This window comes from Facklamia sp. P9177 (assembly GCF_050409585.1).
Taxonomy (GTDB): Bacteria; Bacillota; Bacilli; order Lactobacillales; family Aerococcaceae; genus Facklamia.
In genome coordinates, this window is record NZ_JBNUPE010000001.1 from 1 (window position 1) to 20,091 (window position 20,091).

The window sequence follows — 20,091 nt, forward strand, 5'->3', positions numbered from 1 at the left end:
TCTCCCGTTTACGTCTTGGCCGTGTATAAGGAAACACCGGTGTAATTTCTTGTTTGAATAGGAATTGAGCGATAGTAGGCGTTTTATATCCCGCGTCTACAATGACATGCTTAGGGTTAAAAGGAATAATCTTTTCAAAGATTAAAGGAAAAGCTTGGGTATCGTGTGTATTTCCCGGATGGACACTATATCCTAAAACCCACCCATTACGATCACAGGCTGTTTGAATGTTATAGGCAAAAACTTGCATATGATCTCCTTTATGGAGCCATCCTGCCTCCGGATCATTAGGACTGATTGTTTGGGATTTTGTTAAGTGCTCCTTTTCGGTATTTTTTAGAAGCTTTTGCCGTGAATCGCTCGGTCTTCTTGAACGGCTTCCATCATTTCCTCTGCCAACCATTTTGCTTGGACGATCACTTCTTCATTCGTATACTTTCGGCCATTGGCGCAAGCTTTAACATGGCTACCATCGATAAAAATATCCTTTGAATCCACCACGCCAGCCTCAACGCATTGCTTTAAAATTTGGGCAAATATTTGCTCGGCTAAACTTTGAGATTCAAAACGTCGTTTATAATTTTTACCGAAGGTTGAAAAGTGTGGCACAGTATCCGTTAAAGAAAGCCCTAAAAACCATCGATAAGCAACATTCACTTCAATCTCTTGAATGGTTTGGCGCATACTTGGAATACCAAAGAGATATTGAATCATAGGGATTTTAATCAAAGTTATCGGGTCAATACTTGGTCGACCGTTATCTTGACAATAGACGTCCTCTACCAAGTCATAGATGAAATTAAAATCAATATAATGATCAATTTTCCGCAAAAGATGATTGGGAGGTACCAGTTCTTCAAGGGCATAAAATGCCATTTGATTACGTGCTTCAAAGGTTTTACTGTCAGCATTTTTTGTCATCATACGAATCACCCGTTTTCTTTTTATTATACACAAAAAAGCCCTCTAATTCACTAAGAAATAGTGGTTTAGAGGGCTTTGTCTTCAGTCTGAGCGCACCCAAGGTACGCCTTGATTATTTACTTATTCACTTAATTATTTTACCGTATCTTCCCAAGTAGAAATTTCTCCTAAGAAGATTCCACGGATTGCTTCTAGAGTCATTTCTTCAGTAGGGTTTTCATTATTTACTACTACTGCGATACCATCGATAGCAATTGCGTCGTGTTTTAAAGCTTCCATTTCCTCATCTTTTAATTCACGAGAAGCCATACCTAAGTCAGCGGTATCATTCATTGCTGCTTCCATACCTGCAGATGAACCGTTTGAAGTAATATTAATTTCAACGTTTGGTTGGAATTCTTTATAGGCTTCAGCAAGTTTTTCCATTAAAGGAGATACAGAAGTTGATCCAACAACTTCAACAGTTCCTTCTAATTCTGCAGTTGCTTCATAAGGAGCTAGCTCACTTTCTACTTCTTCAGTTTCTGCTGCTTCTTCTGATTCTACTTCTTCACTTTCTGCTTCTACAGTTTCATCTAACTCTTCACCAGCAGGTGTTACGCTGATGTATCCTTCTTCTTCAACTACTGCTTGTCCTTCTTGAGAATGAATGAATGTTAAAAAGTCATTTGCAACTTCAGATAATTCTTTTTCTGCTGACCATGCAACATTAAATGGACGAGCGATTGGATAGTCTCCAGCTTTGATAGCTTCAGGAGTCGCTTCAGAACCATCAACTTTTAATGCTTTCACTGAATCATCAAGTGATCCTAATGAGATATATCCGATTGCTGAAGGGTCTCCAGCAACTGTTTGCATTACACCAGATGTTTGGTTTTGAACAGTAGCATTTTGCGTAGTTAGGTCGTTATCATCTTCATCAACAACACCGACAATTTCAACAAATGCGCCACGGGTACCTGAACCATCTTCACGACTAATTACATTAATTAGCCCTTCTTGAGCCATTGCTGGAACAACTACCGACAACCCTAAGCCTGCTACAGCTACTAATAGTAAAGCTTTTAATGATTTTTTCATTAATTACATCTCCTTAAATTTTATCAAATCAGCAACACAACTACATTGCCAACATCGAACTCACTCAACGTTAGCACATTCATAGTATACATAAAAATTGTAAATTTAGTGTAAATTTAGTGTTAAGTTTGAGTAAATACTAGTGATTTAAATCAACTATCTCTGCTTTTTTAAGATATACAATTCGCTCACAAATATTAGTGACATAGTCACCAATTCTTTCAATTGAATTCCCAATTGCTAGATAGTTAATTCCTGTATTAACAGACTCTCTATTCTTTTCCATTCGTAAAGCAGAGTCATTATAAAGTTGTTTAAGACAGGCATCAACTAATTCGTCACGGTCGGCAATCTCTTGTGCTTTTACCGCGTCTCTTTCCGAAAAAGCTTCTAGAACATCATTGATCATTTCAAAAACCATTTGAGCCATTTTATTTATTATTTCTGTTAAGGATTTAATTTTTTCTGTATCTTCATTAGTTCGATTAACATTTTTTGCTATTAAAACAGCATGGTCACCTATTCTTTCTAAGTCAACACTGATGCTCATTACTGTAAAAATCAAACGTAGATCTTCCGCCACGGGTTGTTGTAAGGCGATTAAACGATAAGCTTCTTTTTCAATCTCATTGGCTAATTGGTTAATTTCTTGATCTGCTTCTTTTAATTTTGAAGCTGCACTGGTGTCGTCATTATTGAATGCGTTAATAGCTAAATGCACATTTTCGATGACTGCTGTTGCTTGTTCTGATAACTTATTTGAAAAGTCTTCTAAATCCTTTGTGTAAATATTTCTCATGATTGACTCCTTTCAAGTGTCTATCCAAAGCGTCCAGAAATATAATCTTGCGTTTGATCATTAGCTGGATTCGAGAAGATTTTTTCGGTTTCATCGAATTCAACCACTACACCTTCATAGAAAAAGGCAGTTTTATCAGAAATACGTCCGGCCTGTTGCATATTGTGCGTAACGATAATTACGGTATATTTTTTCTTCAATTCACTCACTAAATCTTCGATTTTGTTTGTTGAAATAGGGTCCAAAGCAGAAGTCGGTTCATCCATTAGAATAACTTCAGGTTGGTTGGCAATTGCACGCGCAATACAAATTCTTTGCTGCTGACCACCAGATACGGCAGTAGCATTTTGATGAAGCTTATCTTTAACCTCGTTCCAAATAGCTGCCCCTTTTAAGGACTCTTCTACTATTTGATCTAATTGTGTTTTATCTTTGATACCGTGAGTTCTTGGTCCGTATGCAATATTGTCATAGATAGACTTTGGAAAAGGGTTGGGTTGTTGGAAAACCATTCCGACTCTTTTACGTAAATCATTAACATCCATCCGTTTATCGTAAATATCCATGCCATCCAAAGCAACTTTTCCATCCACTCGTGTACCCGGTGTCAAATCTTGCATTCTATTTAAAATTTTTAAGAAAGTAGACTTTCCACAACCAGAAGGTCCGATAAGGGCTGTTACCAAATTTTCTTCTATTTCCATATCAATATTTTTTAAGGCATGAAACTCACTGTAATAAAAGTCTAAATTTTGAACTGAGAATTTTGATCTGTTTGCCATTTTATTTTCCTCCTGAACCTAATCGAGCGCCTAAGAGTGTAGATAGCCAGTTGATAATTAAGACCAGCAGTACCAAAACCGCTCCTGTTGCATAAGCTTCTTTAACGTGAAAACCTTCTGAAGATAAAACATACATATGTGTAGCCAATGTTCTACCCGAACTCAATAGGTTTTTAACCATACCTGAGGACGTACCCATCGTATAAATTAAGGCCGCCGACTCCCCTACAATACGGCCAATTGCTAAGATAATTCCGGATAAGATACCTGGCATAGCAACAGGAAGAACAACTGTAAATATCGTTCTTAATTTACCAGCACCAAGAGCTAAGGAACCCATCCTTAAAGAATTATTAACCGAAAGTAAAGCTTCTTCTGTTGAAGAAATAATGATTGGTAAAATCATAATGGATAACGTTAAAATTCCAGCAATATGAGAATAGGTTTTAAAAATTACATTCACAAACAGTAACATCCCGAATAAACCATAAACAATTGAAGGAACCGCAGCCAGTGTATCGGTTGCTAACCGAATCCAATGTACATATCGATTTCCACGGTCTGCATACTCAACTAAATAAAAAGCTGAAAAGACTCCGATTGGAGCAGATATTAAAAGTGAACAGCCAATCATAATTAAGGTTGAAATAATAGCAGGCATCATCGATACATTGTTTGAATTGTATTCCCAGGCAAAAAGTTGAGTGTTCATAACCGGCAAGCCGTTCCAAAGAATGAAACCGATGATAAAGAGCAACATACCTATGGTAAAAAAGGCTGCTAGCCAAACAATAAAGCGAATGATTTTTGCGCTCATTAAGTTCTATCTCCTTTCGATTTAATCCACATGAAGGTACCGTTAATAATTAAGATAAAAACAAATAACATTGAGGCTGTCATAATTAGTGCGTGCTGGTGATCACCACTTGCATATCCCATTTCCAACACAATATTGGTAGTCAGTGTTCTTGTTCCTTCAAACAAGCTTTTAGCCAACCTTGGTTGATTTCCAGCAATTAAAACAACCGCCATTGTTTCACCAATCGCACGACCAATCCCTAAGATAATGGCAGATAGAATACCAGATTTAGCCGCTGGGACAATGACATTTAAAACAGATCGCTCATGAGTAGCGCCAAGACCCATTGAGGCATTATAATAGTGTCTCGGCACCGCTCGAATAGCTGCTTCTGAAAGTCCAATTACAGTCGGTAGAATCATTACACCTAATAAGACCGAAGCTGTCAGTATATTCATTCCATTATTAGCTGGTAAAAACTTTAATCCTCTGATGAATGGAACCATCATTTGAAGAGCAAAAAAACCATAAACGATTGAAGGAATGGCTGCCATTAAGTTAATTGCTGGCTTAAAGATTCTATATAAAAAATCTGGACAAAAATATGCCATAAAAATAGCCGTTAGAACTCCAATGGGAACTCCAACAACAATAGCGCCAACCGTAACATAAATAGACCCCATAATGAAAGGGAAAATACCATAAAGAGGCTCTTTCCAAGAAGGCTGCCACTGCTGACCTACAAAGGTTTTTAAGAAGCCATGCTTCATTAGAAAAGGAATTCCACCTTGGAATTTCCAAACTCCGTCATCAACTGTTCCACCTACAAAGATGAAATAGAAGATTAAAACAATTGATAAAATAGATAAGAATGCACAAAACATAAAGACATATTTCATGAATCTTTCTAGCACTTTGCCCTGCATTAAGACAACTCCTCCACAATTTACTTGACTACAATAACTCTTGCATTGATAGTACATTGTTATTGTACTTCACCTATGTAAATTCTTTGTAAATTTTCAGCAAATAATGTTACAAATATGTTACAAGACCCTGGGTGAAGGGCTTTCTTATAACATTCTTAACTGTAAGCGTCATCATTAATTAGGGAGAATTATCGTAAACGATGTCCCTACCCCCACTTGACTTTTTACCTCGATTTTACCACCCATCATTTTGACTAAATTGCGCACAATCGAAAGCCCAAGGCCTGTTCCACCTGAATTTCGACTGCGTGCTTTATCAACTCGGTAAAACCTTTCAAAGATTCGATCCATCTCTGTTTCGGGTATCCCTATTCCTGTATCAGCAACAGTTAATTCAATTTTTTTCTTTTTTTCTTTAATACTAATTGTTATTTGACTGCCTTCATCTGAATAGTTAATAGCATTGTCTAATAGATTGGTTAAAATTTGCTCAAAGCGATATTGGTCTGCTTTCAAAGCAATATTGTTATTAGAAATCAATTCGACCTTAATTGATTTTTGAGCAGTTTTTTGAGAAAGAAACTCGATCATATTTTCTGTTACTTTATCCACATAAAAGCTTGATCTAGGTAAATTGTTTTCACTTTTTTCAACACGAGATAACTCAAGAATATCTTCAATAATCATTTCCAGTCGATTACTTTCTTTGGCAATAATGTTAACAAATTTATTAGCTGCCTTCTTATCTTTTAGCGCTCCGTTTAAGAGTGTTTCTGCAAAACCTTTGATAGCAGTCACAGGTGTTCTTAGTTCATGTGAAGCGTTGGCTACAAATTCACTTCTTACCGTTTCTAAACGACGGATTTCAGTTATATCATAGAGTAATACCAAAAAAGACATTTCACTGGCTTGATATTCTTGATAGGAAAGGATATTGACATCCAAGAATTTTGATTTAGGTACATAAACTTCTACTTCTTCTTGTACAGGCAAATGTGTTTGCATCACTCGATTAATCAAACTGATTAATTGAAAAGATTTTAAAATTGCTTGGTAAGGACGCCCAATTACTGTTGGCGACAGTCCTAAAATTTTTCCTAAAGCTGGATTCATGAGATCAATCTTTCCTTGAGAGTCAATGACTAATACTCCAAGGTTGATGTTCTCCAGTAATAAAGAGTATTGCTGTTGTCCAGAAATCAGATCATTGCGGTCTTCTCCCAAATACTTGACAATATCGGTAACTGATTGTCCTAATTGATTAACTTCGGGAATCGAATGTTCAAGGTATTCATAATGATAATCGGAATCTCTAACCTTTTCTATCCCTTGCCTTATTGATTGAATCGGACCCGTAGTTTTTAGCAAGGCTAATCGAATAGCTAAGAATATAAGGGAAAGCTGAACCATAATATAAATTGCTACCAGCTTCCAATATTCTTGCCATTTGAAAGAAAAGTAGTTCTTATCGACCGATTCAACCAACCAAACAGTTTGTTTGTTCCAATTTAATTTCTTACCAGCATAGATCCGTTGATCAGCTCTCCAGGAAATTATATTTTGACCTTTATTTTTAATAATCTTTTGATGAATGAGACTCAGACTGCTCTTTGTATTACCTTCTTTTGAATTTCTCCATAAAGTATTGGGTACTAAGCGATTTTTCGAATTATTTCTTTGAGAAATTAAAAAAACCTCGCGATCTTCACCACTAAAGATACTATCTAGGTCTTGATAATAATCTTCTATCCGACTTTGATCTTTAATGAATATGTAAGCTGAATGAGTTTGCACTTGATCTTGTAAAATCGTATAAATTGTCTGCTCAATTTGTCTGTAACCCAAATAAACTAAAGATAAAATACCTATCATAAATAGGACAATTCCTAGTCCCAATTGTCGGCGTCTTTGGCTCGGGTCTATCAGTTTCATGCTTGTGGTACCTCAAATTTATAACCAAACCCTCTTACCGTTTTAATATATTCAGGACTTTTTGTGTCGCTTTCAATTTTTTCCCTTAAATGTGAAATATGGACATCGACGATACGCGTTTCACCCGCGTAGTCAAAATTCCATATGTTATTAAGCAGTTGGTCACGACTAAGTATACGCCCTTTTCTAACTGCCATATAGAGTAAGAGTTCAAACTCTTTGGGCGTTAAATCAATTGATTTACCATCACATATCACTTCATAGCGGTCTGGAAATATTTCTAACTTACCGAGCCTTATCACATCATTTGAATTCTCAGATGCATTAGTAGGAACTTGTAGAGGTGTAATATCTACTGATTCTGTCTGACTTTCAACCTCTTTTACATTCTTTTCGCTACTTTGCATCCTACGCCCAATTGCCTTAATTCTGGCAATAACCTCCCTTGGGCTAAAAGGCTTGGTCATATAATCATCTGCTCCTAATTCTAAGCCAATAATCTTATCATATTCATCATCTTTGGCCGTCAACATTAAAATAGGTGTTTCAATTTTTTCTTGACGCACACGGCGACATACATCCATTCCATCCATTTTTGGAAGCATAATATCTAAAATGATAAAGTCAAACTTTTCTTTTTTAATCAATTTATAAGCGGTCTTACCGTCTTCTGCAGTGACCACATCAAAACCAGCTTGATTTAAATTGTATTCTAATAACATTAATATCGATTGTTCATCATCGACAACCAGCACTCTTTTCATAGCCAACCTCCTAGGATCTCTAAGTACTTTCTTATTCTATCAGACGCCTTCATCTATTAAAAGATATCTTCTAATCAATAGCTTTCACTACTATAAAAAGACCTCCCTTTAAAAGAAAAGGGAAGTCTTTTAAATTTCTATTTAAAAAATTTGTTTACAGCTCTTTTTGCTGCTAAAACACCTAATAGATAGCCCAAAACCAGCAAAATACCAGATATATACAAGATATTAGGATAAATAGGCATGGCATACTCCGGATTAAAAGCCAGTAACTCTTGAGCCAGGCTAAGGATTGCTTGGTAGGAAAAATATAAAACAATACTGGCTATGGCAGCGCCTATAATTCCTACACTTCCCCCTTCAATAACGAAAGGTGCCTTTATATAAGATTTTTTTGCACCTACCAGCTCCATGATTTCAATTTCTCTTGAGCGCGACTGAATAGTTACTTTAATTGTGTTGGAGATAAGTAAGATAGCTATCAGAATAAAAATAGCTCCTAAAATAGCTATAGCATATCGCATAATTTCAATTGTTTGGATCAAGCTCTCAAGATTGACTGAACCAATATTAGCACTTTGAACCCATTTTAATTTTTGAACTTTTTTGGTTACTTGCTCTAATGAATTAGCTGAATTTACAGTGACTAAGTACATATTGTTAAGAGGATTTTGATCCATTAATACATCAAAATCTTCTGTAATAACTTCTTGGTAAGACTCTAATTCTTCTTCTGCCGACCGATAGACAACTTTAACAACATTATCCATCGCTGCAATTTCATCACCAAGTTTTCTCTCATCAGCAACCTCTGCTAAAGGATCAATCATCACTCGTACTTGAATCTCATTTTCAATCGTTTCTGTCAATTGATTAATATTCAATACGAGAACAAAAAAGGTGCCTAATAAAAATAAAGTTAGACTCATAACTACGATTGATGCAGAAGTCAGCCAGCCATTTCGAAATAAATTTCTCATTCCGTCTCTAAAATGACGAATACGGGATCTAATCCATTTCATTTTTTACACCTCTTTTTATATCTCTTACCAATCTACCTTGGTGCATTTGTAAAATTCGGTGAGGGTGGGAGTTAACGATATTATCATTATGAGTTCCCATTAGAATAGTTACTCCAGAGCGATTAACTTTTTCTAAAGCTCGCATTATCAAAACTGCACTGGTTGGATCTAAATTACCCGTCGGTTCATCCGCCACAAGCACTTGAGGACGATTAGCTAAAGCTCTCGCTATGGAAACCCTTTGTTGCTCTCCACCTGACAACTCGTTCGGTAATTGATGCATTTTAGACTTTAAACCAACGATATCAAGAACTTCCAACACACGTTTTTTAATTTTCTTTTTACTCTCTCCTGTAACTTCTAATGCATAAGCAATGTTTTCAGCTACTGTAAATTGGTGTAAAAGTTTGAAATCTTGGAAAACTACACCAACTTGCCTTCGTAATAGGTGAACTTTCCTTTCAGCTAAGTCATGCGCTTTAAACTGATTAACAATCACTTGTCCGCTTGTAACTTTTTCTTGACGATTTAACAATTTCATCAGCGTAGACTTCCCCGAACCACTAGGTCCTACTAAATAAACAAATTCTCCCTTATTTATCTCGAGACTCACATCTTTAACAGCCCATATTCCATTACCATACTGTTTGCTCGCTTTAATTAGCTTAATCAACAATTTCACCTCACATACTAGTAATTCTTCACTCTTTATTACTTATTTTTCTTCTTGGATATTCCACCTTAAGTAAGCATCAATAAAAGGATTTAATTCTCCATCCATTACAGCGTCGATATTCCCCGTTTCATAATTCGTTCGATGGTCTTTTACCATTGAATAAGGGTGGAAAACATAGGACCTGATTTGTGAACCCCAGGCATTATCTTTTTGCTCACCTTTTATCGCTTGTAATTCAGCTTCTTTTTCTTCCACTTCTTTTTGATAAAGTTTTGCTTTCAAGAGGCTCATAGCTTGCTCTTTATTTTGAATTTGTGAACGATTGGATTGACTTTGAGTAACAATTCCTGTCGGAAGATGTGTAATTCGAACGGCAGAAGAAGTTTTGTTTATATGTTGTCCACCAGCTCCTGAAGCTCTATAAGTATCGATACGTAAATCCTCAGGATTTACTTCTAGCTCAATCGAACCATCAATCATCGGAGTAACATCAATTGAACAAAAGGAAGTGTGTCTGCGCGCATTAGAATCGAAAGGCGATATCCGTATGAGACGATGAACCCCTTTTTCCGACTTCAGATGTCCATAAGTTTTATAGCCAGAAACCTCAAAAGTAGCGCTTTTAATGCCTGCTTCATCCCCATTTTGATAATCTATAAATGTTATCGCATAATGATTGTGACTCGCCCAGCGTTCATACATTCTCAACAACATTTCGCCCCAATCTTGGGATTCTGTCCCTCCCGCTCCTGGGTGAATTTCCATAATCGCATTGAGATGGTCATGATCTCCCGACAAAAGAAGAGATAGTTGATAATCATCAATTTGTTTATTGAGTAAGACCAGCTTTTCTTCTAGCTCTTTTTGTAATTCAGGATCTTGGCCTTCTTCAATAAGCTCTAGTCCAATCATTGCATCATCCAGTCCTTCTTCTAATTGATAAAAACAATTTTTTTCGAGTTTACATTTATTTAATTCTTGAATTAAAGATTGAGCAGCTTGATTATCGTCCCAAAAATCTTCCTTTAACATCTTCGATTCCATTTCAGCAACGTCTGCTTCCAATTTATCGATGTCAAAGGGACCCCCTTATTTTTTCAATATTAAGTTGGGCTGATTCTATTTGGTCCTTAATTTCATATATTTCCATCATATCACCTTACTTTTTAAAATTGACACAAAAGGTCCTTTGGAGTTAATCCGCAGGACCTTTGCTATTCTGTCATATTAGCCTTTTAATGTTTTTACACTTTGGTGTTTAGGCATTGAACTTGGTTTTACCCGAGGGCTTGTGGAATTAACTTGCTCCCTCTCCAAATTCTGACGAATTTGTGCCTTCATTATGAATCGAGTGATGTCATATTCAATTGCAGCAATCATTTCTTGGAAGCGATCAAAGCCTTCTGTTTGATATTCTGTTAGAGGGTTCGTTTGAGCGTATGCTCTTAGACCAACACCTTGACGTAAATGATCCATCGCATCAATATGGTCTGTCCATTTCGAATCAACCACACGCAAAATAATTACTTTTTCAAATTCTAAAACTTGTTCAGGACCATTTAGTAAAGCAATTTTCTCATCAAAAGCCGACACAGATTCATTATACAAATAATTTATTAATTCTTCTCTGCTCTTACGTTCTAAGTCTTTTATTGAGATTTTTTCTGGACTAAATAATGTATTGTGAACAAAGTCCAATAGACTGTCTAAATTCCAATCCTTTTCATCGTTTTCAGTAGCATAGGCCACTTCACGCTCGATGGTCCGTTTAATCATTGCTTTAATATGAGGTGTTAAGGTTTCTTCTTCATTAATCACCGCCAATCTTTGACCATAAATAACTTCTCTTTGCTCACGCATAACTTCATCGTACTCTAAAACACTCTTACGAGTATCGTAATTATTACCTTCCACTCTCTTTTGGGCTGATTCAACTTGACGAGATAACATCTTACTTTGAATAGCAAGATCTTCTCCTTCATTGTTGTCATCTGTCATATTCAGTTTTTCCCAAACCTTTTGAATTCTGTCTGATCCGAAACGACGCATCAAATCATCTTCTAGTGATAAATAGAATTGTGATGCCCCGGGATCTCCTTGACGTCCTGCCCGTCCACGTAACTGGTTATCAATTCGACGTGATTCGTGACGTTCAGTTCCGATAACAGCGAGTCCGCCTACTTCTTTAACTCCTGATCCTAACTTAATGTCGGTTCCCCGTCCAGCCATATTGGTCGCAATGGTTACCGCACCTCTTTGACCGGCAGCCATAACAATTTCAGCTTCTTTAAAGTGATTTTTAGCATTCAAGACTTCATGAGGAATACCTTCTTTTGTTAATAATTTTGATAGGTACTCTGAAGTTTCTACAGCCACTGTCCCTACTAAAATAGGTTGCCCTTTAGCATGACGTTCTTTGATTTCTTCTACGACGGCAGCAAATTTAGCTTTTAAGTTTGGATAAAGCAAATCTGGGTGGTCTTTTCTAATAACTGGTCGATTGGTTGGGATTGAAACGACGTTAATATTGTAAATTTCTCTAAATTCTTCTTCTTCCGTCTTAGCCGTTCCCGTCATTCCAGATAATTTTTCATACATACGGAAGTAGTTTTGGAAAGTAATCGTTGCCATTGTCTTGGACTCATCTTGGATTTCAACATTTTCTTTTGCTTCAATCGCTTGGTGAAGTCCATCTGAATAACGACGACCGTCCATAATACGACCTGTAAATGGATCGACAATCTTAACTTCCTCTTCGTCTACCACATAGTCAATATCATGAATCATAATGTAATTTGCGCGTAAAGCTTGATCAATATGATGAACCAGTGATGAATTTTCAACATTATACAGGTTTTCTAAGCGAAAGATTTTTTCAGCCTTGTCAACTCCAATATCTGTTAAAACAATTGACTTAGAAGTCAAATCAATGGTGTAGTCTTCTTCTTCTTTCAATCCCTTAACAAAATAATCTGCCCGATTATAGAGGGCTGTCGATTTCTCACCTTGACCAGAAATAATCAACGGTGTACGAGCCTCATCAATTAAGATAGAGTCCACTTCGTCTACTACCGCAAAATATAATGGTCTTTGAACCATTTGAGACTTGTAAACAACCATATTATCTCTTAAATAGTCAAAACCTAATTCGTTATTTGTAGAATAAGTCACATCACAAGCATAAGCTTCACGCTTTTGAGCAGCGTTCATTGAGTTTAGATTTAAGCCGACTGTTAAGCCTAAAAAGCGGAAAACTTCTCCCATTTCTTTAGAGTCACGAGTTGCTAAATAATCATTAACAGTAACAACATGAACCCCTTTACCTGACAAAGCGTTTAAATAAACAGGCATTGTCTCTGTCAAAGTTTTACCTTCACCGGTTTTCATTTCAGCAATATCACCCTTATGAATGACAAAGCCGCCTTGAATTTGGACACGATAGGCCAATAAGCCTAATACTCGATAAGCAGCTTCTCTTACAACAGCAAATGCCTCTACCTGAATATCATCTAAACTTTTTCCACTAGCTAATTTATCTTTTAAAATAGTAGTTTGGGCACGCAGTTCTTCATCAGTCATCGTGCGGTAATCTTCTTCTAAGTCGATTACCTGGTCAGCTAATTTTCCGGTTCTTCTCAATTCAGCATTATCATTTTCAATTAAATTTTTTAAAAAGTTGGCCATTAATATGCTCCTTTAATTCCCATAATCCTCATTTACCCATTCCATGAATAAATTTTCTCACTGTAACATTGTATCATTAAAAACTCGACTTTCAAACATTTTTATCTGCTAGTGTATTGTAAAAGTTTAATTCCTTCTGCTTTTTAACAATAAAAAATGAAGAGCATTGATAAGCTCTTCATTTAACATTTGATATTCACTATATTCTAAGGATACAACTTAATCTTAATCCATTCTCGCTGTTTCAATTAATCCATATCGACCATCTTTACGGCGGTAAACGATATTAATTTCGTTTGTTTCTCCTTCTTTATATACGAAGAAGTCATGGCCTAGCATATTCATTTGTAAGACTGCTTCTTCTGAATCCATCGGTTTTAAAGCAATTCGCTTTGAACGAACTATTTGTAAATCGGGTTCGCTTTCATCTTCATGATTATTTACATTTGAAGCTTGTACCAAATCTGATGTAGTAATTCCTTCGAAGCCTTTTTCACGTGATTTGCGATTAATTTTAGTCTTATATTTCCGTACTTGTCGCTCTAATTTATCAACTACAAAATCAATACTCGCATATAAATCAGGTGTTGTCTCTTCAGCTCTGAGCACTAAGAAAGATAAAGGAATAGTTACTTCTGCCTTTGCTGTTTTATCAGGATAAACCCTCAAATTTACATAGGCAGTTGCATTCGGTACATCATTGAAAAAACGCTCAAGTTTTGAAACTTTCTTTTCGGCGTATTCTCGAATAGCTTGAGTAACCTCGATATTTTCTCCACGAACATTATAGTTAAACATAAATATCCCTCATTTCCTCTCTATTTGGTCTAAGGCTAATGAGCCATAAACCCAAAAGCTATTACTAGCTTAAAATTATTATAACACATGCCCACATCGATTGAAAGCGCTACACATTCTAAGCAAGTGATTGATTTCTTGCTAAAGTAATACTTTTTAAATCCATTTCTTCTTTAGCAATAGCTTCAAAATGTTGAACTATCTCTAATTTTGCTTGTATCATAGTTGCCCCTGTTGTATAAACATCATCAAAAATCATTAGACCTTTCTTTTCTTTTAATTTTTCTTTTTCTATATTTATCCAAGCAAATGGACGATTGAGTGTTAAACGATCTTTTCGACTTTTTGCTGCTTGTCTAATTTCATTTCCAATGTAATGGAAGGGACAACAATAAGGGATGTGGGCTATTTCTAATAAATATGCGGTCGGATGAAACAATCTCCTTTTCAAGCTTGATTCAGAGCTAGGTAAAATTAACCAAAGGTAGTTTGGATAGTGTTTATATGTTTTCTTTAAGACTTGCTTCATTACATTCGCCATCCGGCAATCTCCATCATATTTATAACGAGTGATCCAATTTTTAAAACCAGCATTGTAGTCAAATAAGGCTTGATTGTTTATTAGCTTTAGAGGATATTTTTGGCGCCAGCGATAACAATCTAGACAGTAATTCTCATCAGTATCTTTGATTCTATAAGTAGTTTGATAGTGGTTGCTACCATCTAATTTTCTTCCACAGGCTCTGCAACTTTCACTCTGATAATGATAAGGAACGAATGATTTTAAACAGTCTGAACACAATGGTTCAAATTCAATAGCTTGCCAGGAAAATAACTGTTGCCAACTTAAATCACGTTGGTAATTTTTCTGGCACATCAAACAGACCCTTTCATCAAGCATTTGCATTTAAAAGTCCTCTCTTGCTCGCTAACTGATTCATTCCCTTAATTTCTATAGCCGCTCTTTTCATTTCTTTTGTAATACCATAATGACCAAAAACAACTTTACCTGATGGATAAGCAGCCTTCCTTCCTACCCTGCCACTCATTTGAACTAAAGCTGATTTAGAGAAAAGAGGGTCCTCAGCACCAAGGACAAACACATGACAGTTTTCAAAAGTTACTCCCCTTTCAAGAATAGTTGTAGAGATTAGTATGTCATAATGACCTTTGCGCATTTTTTCTACCTTTTGATGTCTTAGAGGATCTGTTGAATATACATAGGTAAGTCTAAGGCCTTTAAAAAGTTTCTCTAACCACTCAGATAATAGAATTGCCAACTTGATATTGGCTATAAAAATTAGTTTTCGACCTTCAAGCGCAATAAAATGTTTTAGGCTTAAGAGAAGTTTGGAATTCTTTTGTTGATTTACTAAGTTAGTTTTCCAATCTCCCAACCACAAAAATATGGGTTCAACCAAAGGAAAACCATGAAATCGCGCTGGTAAAATGGTCTGGTGAATCAAGCCTTTTTTGACCGCTTCCACAATTTTTTTATCCGGTGTTGCTGTCAGAAAGATTAATTTACCCTTCTTTTTAACTGCTCGATTTACCGCGAAATGTAAACTCTCATTATCAACATAGGGAAAGGCATCTACTTCATCCACTATTACTAGGTCAAAGGCTTGAAAAAACCTTAGCAACTGATGGGTAGTTGCTATTAAAATTTCACAGGGCTCATATTTTGTTTCACTCTTTCCATGAAGCAAAAGAACTTTGACCGAATTAAAAGCAGCTTTAATTCTTGGAAAAAGTTCAATGCACACGTCAACTCTTGGAGAGACTAAAGCTATCTTTCCATCCTTTCTTAATATTTCATCGATTATTGGAAAAAGCATTTCTGTTTTACCAGCTCCCGTTACAGCATGGATTAAATGTGGGTGACTACTATCATCCAATTGTTCCGCAACTTCTTGTGAAGCCTTATTTTGCTGTGGCGAAAGTTTCCCTTGCCAGGTGAGAAAGGATTTTTGATTTCTTATAGTTAAAGGTTGATTGTTTGGTAAATAATAAAGCAAATCGTTACTACAAATTCGTCCCATTTGAAGACACGAACAACAATATATAATCTTCTTTTTATTAAAATAAAACTTATAGTATTGTTGTTGATCTTGACAATTGCACCTGGAACAAAGGATGTGCTTTTGTTTTATTTGTATAGCAGGCATTGCGTGTAGATGATTAAATATCGTCTCTAATTTCCAGCTGGATTGAGAAAGAAATTTATCCCAGATTATTGTTACTTCTCTTTGAGTCATTAATTGACCAATAAAATACTCTTTCCACTCCATCAAAAAAATCTCCTTCCATGTCTTTTTATAAAGTACACAGAAGGAGAATAATTAGTGCTATTATTTACTTGTTTAATTAGGATCGTAATTAGGCATTATGGCCAAGCCAATACAACCTTTTCCGGTATGTGTACCGATAACAGGGCCGATCGAGTTAATTTCTATATCAGAGATCGTTAACTCTTTTTCAATTAATTCTACAACCACACTACATTCGTCTTTAGCATTGGCATGTGTCATCATAAGCTGAATACCTTGGGGATATGATTCAATTGCTTCTTTAATTAGTTGAATCCATCTAGCATACACCTTTTTATTAGTACGGATTTTTTCAAAGAGAAGAATATTTCCTTCCTCATCAAAATGCAATAAAGGACGAATTTTAAGCAATTGGCCTAGTGTAGCAAAACCTGCATTTAAACGTCCACCTTTAACTAGGTTCTCTAACTCTTCGACCATCAAATAAGTTTGTGTATGATTTGCTTGCCAGGTTAGTTCAGCCACGATATCTTCTAATTCCTTATCCGCTTCGAGTCCTTTTAAGGCTTTCCTTGCCAAACCTTCAATGACTATGCATGAAGACTTAGAATCGATAATATAACTTTGAATACGATCTTGGTATTCAGTTAGTACCGATTGCGCTAAAGCTAAAGTTCCTGATATTTTTGAAGATAGATGGATAGCTATGACTGCTTGAAAACCTTCTTCAACAATCTGATCCATCAATTGGTAGTAGTCACCTGGATGTGGTTGAGAAGATTTAGGTAATCGATCACTTTTTTCCATATACTGATAAAACCGCGTCTGCTCATCAATATCAGATGAATCTTTAAAAACAGTCCCATCATCAAAAATAACACTAAGATCGACTTGAAAAACGTTTGATTGACTGGCTATTTCCTGGTTTAAATATGCTGTAGAATCTACTATAATTGCTGTTTTCATTTTTCACTACCATTCCCTGTCTGACTAATAATCAGTTGTTTTTTAAATATGTTACACTGTTTAAAGAATCTATATGTTATCTATTATCCTAACATAAATGAAAGGAAAGCTATATGTTTAATTATTTAAGTATCCAAAAAGAAATTGTACATGAAATTGAAATAAAAAAATCTCGTTTTATTTGTTTTCTGTTTCCAATCAAAAGTGAAGAAGAATTTAATCAACACTTGCTTAGTATACAAAAAAAGCATTATAAAGCAAATCACCACTGCTATGCTTTTAGTTTAGAGGCTGACTCAAGTATTCAACGCATGAGTGACGATGGCGAACCAAGTGGTACAGCAGGTCTACCAATGCTTGAAGTTCTTAAAAAAGAGGAATTAACTTTTGTCGCAGCCATTGTTGTTCGCTATTTTGGTGGAAACAAGTTAGGTGCAGGTGGTTTAATTCGCGCTTACACCCAAGTAGTTAGTGAAAGCTGCCAATTGGCCAATAAAATTAAAAATGTTAACCAGACCCTTCTTCAAGTTGAAATGGATTATGCACAGCTTGATCGCTTTAATCATAATCTTGCTCAAATGCCTGGCTTACCTTCTGTTCTAACCATCGAATATCTCGAAAAAATTCAAATGACAATCGCTATTCATTCTGACTTCCTAAAGGAATTTGATAGCTATTTAGTCAATTTTTTAAGTGGACAAGTTAAAATAGACAGTTTAGGTAATCGAGATATAAATATACCTTTTAAAACTTAAAAAGATTCATTTGTTTGGAGACTCTTTTCCAATATGCACAGTAAAATAAACCATTGCTACAATCAATACCATTGTCATCACCCATATCAGCCACTTTAAATTAGGAAAGGCATGGAGGGCTAGGGTAATCAATGAAAAAACGGCAGATAAAGCCATCATCATTTTATTGATTGAACTTTCATTATAACCCCTTCGCAGTAACCGATGATGGATATGCTCTTTGTCTCCTTCAGTAACCGGGGTTCGTTGGTGTAAACGCCTCATGAAGGCAAAAACAGTATCAAAAAGTGGAACAGCAAATAAAAGTATTGGAAAAATAAAAGAGTAAAGACTGGCATTTTTTAGATTAGTAACGGTTAAACTAGCGTACATAAATCCAATAAATAAAGCCCCAGTATCTCCCAACATAATTTTAGCAGGTGGCCAATTAAATATTAAAAAACCAGCAATTGCTGCAAATAAAAATAACAACTTTAATACAAAATCCAATTGAATGGTTAAAGAAAAACCTAAAGTTATTATAACCATTGAAAAAAGACTCACCAGGCTAACACTTGAAGCTAGGCCATCAATCCCATCTAATAAATTTAATGCATTAGTTACTAAATAAATCCATACTATGGTTAAGAGATATTTCAAACCATTAAAAAGTAATGGGTCTTCAAAATTAATGAGTTGAGATGAAAAAGAAATGTCACTATAAAAATAGACATAATGACAGGCGATTAAAATACCGATTGATTTTTTTAAAGCAGATAAATTTAACCTATCATCTAAAACGCCCGTTACAAGGATAATTAAGGAGGCTACAAAAAGACTCCCTTGCTTATCCCAAAGAGTAAAAGGATTTAATAAGTAATAGCTTAACCAATATGCCATAAATACAGCAATACCACCGTAAGCAGGTGGTGTTCTTTTGCTATTATTCTCTCTATTCTTAAAATCAAGGGGCTTTGTAAAATTAAGCAACTTTAATAAGGAATAGGAAAATGCTAATGACAATATGAAAGCAAGCACTACCCTCATTATTATTTCCAGTACAATGGACATTATTTCATCTCCTTAAATCAAGATTCCCTCCAAAACTGATCAAAGACAGTGACTGGCAGATGGCGTTTATGTTGGCTACTTAAGTACCATTTTTCAATTATTGCTGCTTCATGGTCTTTTACTTCACGTCCTGTCAAATAACGATCAATGGTTTGATAAGAAACACCCAACGCTTCTTCATCGGATAACATAGGACGGTCTTCTTCTAAATCGGCTGTCGGTATTTTTTGATAAAGGTCTGCCGGACAGTTTAGGGACTGTAGCAACTGCTTACCCTGATCTTTGGTTAAGCGCCACAAAGGCATTACATCCGCTGCCCCATCTCCATATTTAGTAAAGAATCCTGTGACACTCTCTGCTGCATGGTCACTTCCTACTACAACACCTGAAAACTGTCCTGCTACCGCATATTGCATCACCATACGCTGTCTCGCTTTAATATTTCCTTTATTAAAATCGCTAACTTCAATTTGTTCTTTTTTCAAAGCTTGAACAACTCCTAAAGTCGCCTCTTCAATATTTAGATTTAAAATTCGGTCTGGTGCAATAAAATCTAGAGCCTTTAGTGCATCTTCTTCATCATTTTGGACAGCATAAGGAAGTCGTATAGCAATAAATTGATACTGGTTATCGTTTGTTTCAGTTCGGATTTCTTCAATAGCCATTTGCGATAATTTCCCTGCTAAAGTGGAATCTTGTCCTCCACTAATACCTAATACCAATGACTTTAAACCTGCATTTTGATAGAGATAATCTTTCAAAAAGTTAATAGATCGCCGAATTTCAGCTTCTGGTTCAATCCTTGGTGAAACTTTTAAATTCCCTATGATTTCTTTTTGCAATTGTCTCATATTATTCTCC

The 20,091-nt window shown here is 35.7% G+C and carries 20 protein-coding genes; 1 reads left to right on the plus strand and 19 read right to left on the minus strand.

Annotated elements, in window-relative coordinates; translation table 11 throughout:
- The 17 genes from ACQV18_RS00005 to ACQV18_RS00085 form a co-directional block, all read right to left on the minus strand.
- Positions 1-250 (minus strand): transposase (locus ACQV18_RS00005; protein ID WP_428892349.1); only part of this gene is annotated, 250 nt, incomplete at its 3' end.
- An 86-nt stretch (positions 251-336) separates the two neighbouring features.
- Positions 337-921 carry a transposase gene (locus tag ACQV18_RS00010; RefSeq protein ID WP_428892397.1) on the minus strand — a complete coding sequence of 195 codons (585 nt, stop codon included), beginning with the start codon at positions 919-921 and terminating at the stop codon, positions 337-339.
- A gap of 135 nt (positions 922-1,056) precedes the next feature.
- Positions 1,057-2,004, minus strand: coding sequence for a substrate-binding domain-containing protein (locus ACQV18_RS00015; protein WP_428892350.1), 948 nt, complete (start codon positions 2,002-2,004; stop codon positions 1,057-1,059).
- A gap of 139 nt (positions 2,005-2,143) precedes the next feature.
- A complete protein-coding gene (phoU, locus tag ACQV18_RS00020; protein WP_428874185.1) occupies positions 2,144-2,803 on the minus strand; it encodes a phosphate signaling complex protein PhoU in 660 nt (219 codons plus the stop codon).
- A gap of 20 nt (positions 2,804-2,823) precedes the next feature.
- The gene (gene pstB, locus ACQV18_RS00025) at positions 2,824-3,585 is read right to left on the minus strand and encodes a phosphate ABC transporter ATP-binding protein PstB (protein WP_428874184.1); all 762 of its coding nucleotides are present in this window, start codon (positions 3,583-3,585) and stop codon (positions 2,824-2,826) included.
- A 1-nt stretch (position 3,586) separates the two neighbouring features.
- Complete coding sequence (gene pstA, locus ACQV18_RS00030; protein WP_428874183.1) at positions 3,587-4,402, minus strand: phosphate ABC transporter permease PstA; 816 nt, start codon at positions 4,400-4,402, stop codon at positions 3,587-3,589.
- Positions 4,402-5,310 (minus strand): phosphate ABC transporter permease subunit PstC, encoded by a 909-nt coding sequence (gene pstC, locus ACQV18_RS00035; protein WP_428874182.1) that lies wholly within the window; start codon positions 5,308-5,310, stop codon positions 4,402-4,404. Before pstC ends, pstA begins: the two co-directional genes overlap by 1 nt.
- Before the next feature lie 177 nt (positions 5,311-5,487).
- A complete protein-coding gene (gene pnpS / locus ACQV18_RS00040; RefSeq protein WP_428874181.1) occupies positions 5,488-7,245 on the minus strand; it encodes a two-component system histidine kinase PnpS in 1,758 nt (585 codons plus the stop codon).
- A complete protein-coding gene (locus ACQV18_RS00045; protein ID WP_428874180.1) occupies positions 7,242-8,009 on the minus strand; it encodes a response regulator transcription factor in 768 nt (255 codons plus the stop codon). The genes pnpS and ACQV18_RS00045 overlap by 4 nt, the downstream gene beginning before the upstream one ends.
- A 137-nt stretch (positions 8,010-8,146) precedes the next feature.
- On the minus strand, positions 8,147-9,031 hold the full coding sequence (gene ftsX, locus ACQV18_RS00050; RefSeq protein WP_428874179.1) for a permease-like cell division protein FtsX: 885 nt from the start codon (positions 9,029-9,031) through the stop codon (positions 8,147-8,149).
- Positions 9,018-9,704, minus strand: a complete 687-nt coding sequence (gene ftsE / locus ACQV18_RS00055) for a cell division ATP-binding protein FtsE (protein WP_428874178.1) — start codon at positions 9,702-9,704, stop codon at positions 9,018-9,020. Before ftsE ends, ftsX begins: the two co-directional genes overlap by 14 nt.
- 42 nt (positions 9,705-9,746) lie before the next feature.
- Positions 9,747-10,857, minus strand: a protein-coding gene (gene prfB, locus ACQV18_RS00060; protein WP_428892351.1) for a peptide chain release factor 2 whose coding sequence is annotated in 2 segments (ribosomal slippage) — positions 9,747-10,784 and positions 10,786-10,857 — 1,110 coding nt in all. Because the reading frame shifts where the segments join, the coding sequence is not laid out codon by codon here.
- Positions 10,858-10,934: 77 nt separating this feature from the next.
- Positions 10,935-13,391, minus strand: coding sequence for a preprotein translocase subunit SecA (secA, locus tag ACQV18_RS00065; protein WP_428874176.1), 2,457 nt, complete (start codon positions 13,389-13,391; stop codon positions 10,935-10,937).
- A 225-nt stretch (positions 13,392-13,616) separates the two neighbouring features.
- On the minus strand, positions 13,617-14,189 hold the full coding sequence (gene hpf / locus ACQV18_RS00070; protein WP_428874175.1) for a ribosome hibernation-promoting factor, HPF/YfiA family: 573 nt from the start codon (positions 14,187-14,189) through the stop codon (positions 13,617-13,619).
- Positions 14,190-14,307: 118 nt separating this feature from the next.
- A complete protein-coding gene (locus ACQV18_RS00075) occupies positions 14,308-15,066 on the minus strand; it encodes a ComF family protein (protein ID WP_428874174.1) in 759 nt (252 codons plus the stop codon).
- Positions 15,067-15,082: 16 nt separating this feature from the next.
- Positions 15,083-16,480 carry a DEAD/DEAH box helicase gene (locus ACQV18_RS00080; RefSeq protein ID WP_428881992.1) on the minus strand — a complete coding sequence of 466 codons (1,398 nt, stop codon included), beginning with the start codon at positions 16,478-16,480 and terminating at the stop codon, positions 15,083-15,085.
- A 72-nt stretch (positions 16,481-16,552) separates the two neighbouring features.
- Entirely contained in the window at positions 16,553-17,425 is an 873-nt protein-coding gene (locus ACQV18_RS00085; protein ID WP_428874172.1) for a DegV family protein, read from the minus strand.
- Positions 17,426-17,538: 113 nt separating this feature from the next.
- Between ACQV18_RS00085 and ACQV18_RS00090 the strand changes: the two genes are divergently transcribed.
- The gene (locus ACQV18_RS00090; RefSeq protein ID WP_428892352.1) at positions 17,539-18,180 is read left to right on the plus strand and encodes a YigZ family protein; all 642 of its coding nucleotides are present in this window, start codon (positions 17,539-17,541) and stop codon (positions 18,178-18,180) included.
- A gap of 6 nt (positions 18,181-18,186) precedes the next feature.
- Here the strand turns inward: ACQV18_RS00090 and ACQV18_RS00095 are convergent, their stop codons facing one another.
- Positions 18,187-19,230, minus strand: coding sequence for an MraY family glycosyltransferase (locus ACQV18_RS00095; RefSeq protein ID WP_428874170.1), 1,044 nt, complete (start codon positions 19,228-19,230; stop codon positions 18,187-18,189).
- Positions 19,231-19,247: 17 nt separating this feature from the next.
- Entirely contained in the window at positions 19,248-20,081 is an 834-nt protein-coding gene (nadE, locus tag ACQV18_RS00100; RefSeq protein ID WP_428874169.1) for an ammonia-dependent NAD(+) synthetase, read from the minus strand.
- Between the last annotated feature and the right edge of the window lie 10 nt (positions 20,082-20,091).

What these genes read in the sequence shown, in the direction of transcription:
- ftsX (WP_428874179.1), bottom strand. Translation starts at nt 9,031, where the DNA reads ATGAAATGGATTAGATCCCGTATTCGTCATTTTAGAGACGGAATGAGA.
- pstA (WP_428874183.1), bottom strand. Translation starts at nt 4,402, where the DNA reads ATGAGCGCAAAAATCATTCGCTTTATTGTTTGGCTAGCAGCCTTTTTT.
- phoU (WP_428874185.1), bottom strand. Translation starts at nt 2,803, where the DNA reads ATGAGAAATATTTACACAAAGGATTTAGAAGACTTTTCAAATAAGTTA.
- nadE (WP_428874169.1), bottom strand. Translation starts at nt 20,081, where the DNA reads ATGAGACAATTGCAAAAAGAAATCATAGGGAATTTAAAAGTTTCACCA.
- pstC (WP_428874182.1), bottom strand. Translation starts at nt 5,310, where the DNA reads ATGCAGGGCAAAGTGCTAGAAAGATTCATGAAATATGTCTTTATGTTT.
- pnpS (WP_428874181.1), bottom strand. Translation starts at nt 7,245, where the DNA reads ATGAAACTGATAGACCCGAGCCAAAGACGCCGACAATTGGGACTAGGA.
- ACQV18_RS00090 (WP_428892352.1), top strand. Translation starts at nt 17,539, where the DNA reads ATGTTTAATTATTTAAGTATCCAAAAAGAAATTGTACATGAAATTGAA.
- ACQV18_RS00075 (WP_428874174.1), bottom strand. Translation starts at nt 15,066, where the DNA reads ATGTGCCAGAAAAATTACCAACGTGATTTAAGTTGGCAACAGTTATTT.
- ACQV18_RS00045 (WP_428874180.1), bottom strand. Translation starts at nt 8,009, where the DNA reads ATGAAAAGAGTGCTGGTTGTCGATGATGAACAATCGATATTAATGTTA.
- ACQV18_RS00010 (WP_428892397.1), bottom strand. Translation starts at nt 921, where the DNA reads ATGACAAAAAATGCTGACAGTAAAACCTTTGAAGCACGTAATCAAATG.
- ACQV18_RS00085 (WP_428874172.1), bottom strand. Translation starts at nt 17,425, where the DNA reads ATGAAAACAGCAATTATAGTAGATTCTACAGCATATTTAAACCAGGAA.
- pstB (WP_428874184.1), bottom strand. Translation starts at nt 3,585, where the DNA reads ATGGCAAACAGATCAAAATTCTCAGTTCAAAATTTAGACTTTTATTAC.
- ACQV18_RS00095 (WP_428874170.1), bottom strand. Translation starts at nt 19,230, where the DNA reads ATGTCCATTGTACTGGAAATAATAATGAGGGTAGTGCTTGCTTTCATA.
- secA (WP_428874176.1), bottom strand. Translation starts at nt 13,391, where the DNA reads ATGGCCAACTTTTTAAAAAATTTAATTGAAAATGATAATGCTGAATTG.
- ACQV18_RS00015 (WP_428892350.1), bottom strand. Translation starts at nt 2,004, where the DNA reads ATGAAAAAATCATTAAAAGCTTTACTATTAGTAGCTGTAGCAGGCTTA.
- hpf (WP_428874175.1), bottom strand. Translation starts at nt 14,189, where the DNA reads ATGTTTAACTATAATGTTCGTGGAGAAAATATCGAGGTTACTCAAGCT.
- ACQV18_RS00080 (WP_428881992.1), bottom strand. Translation starts at nt 16,480, where the DNA reads ATGGAGTGGAAAGAGTATTTTATTGGTCAATTAATGACTCAAAGAGAA.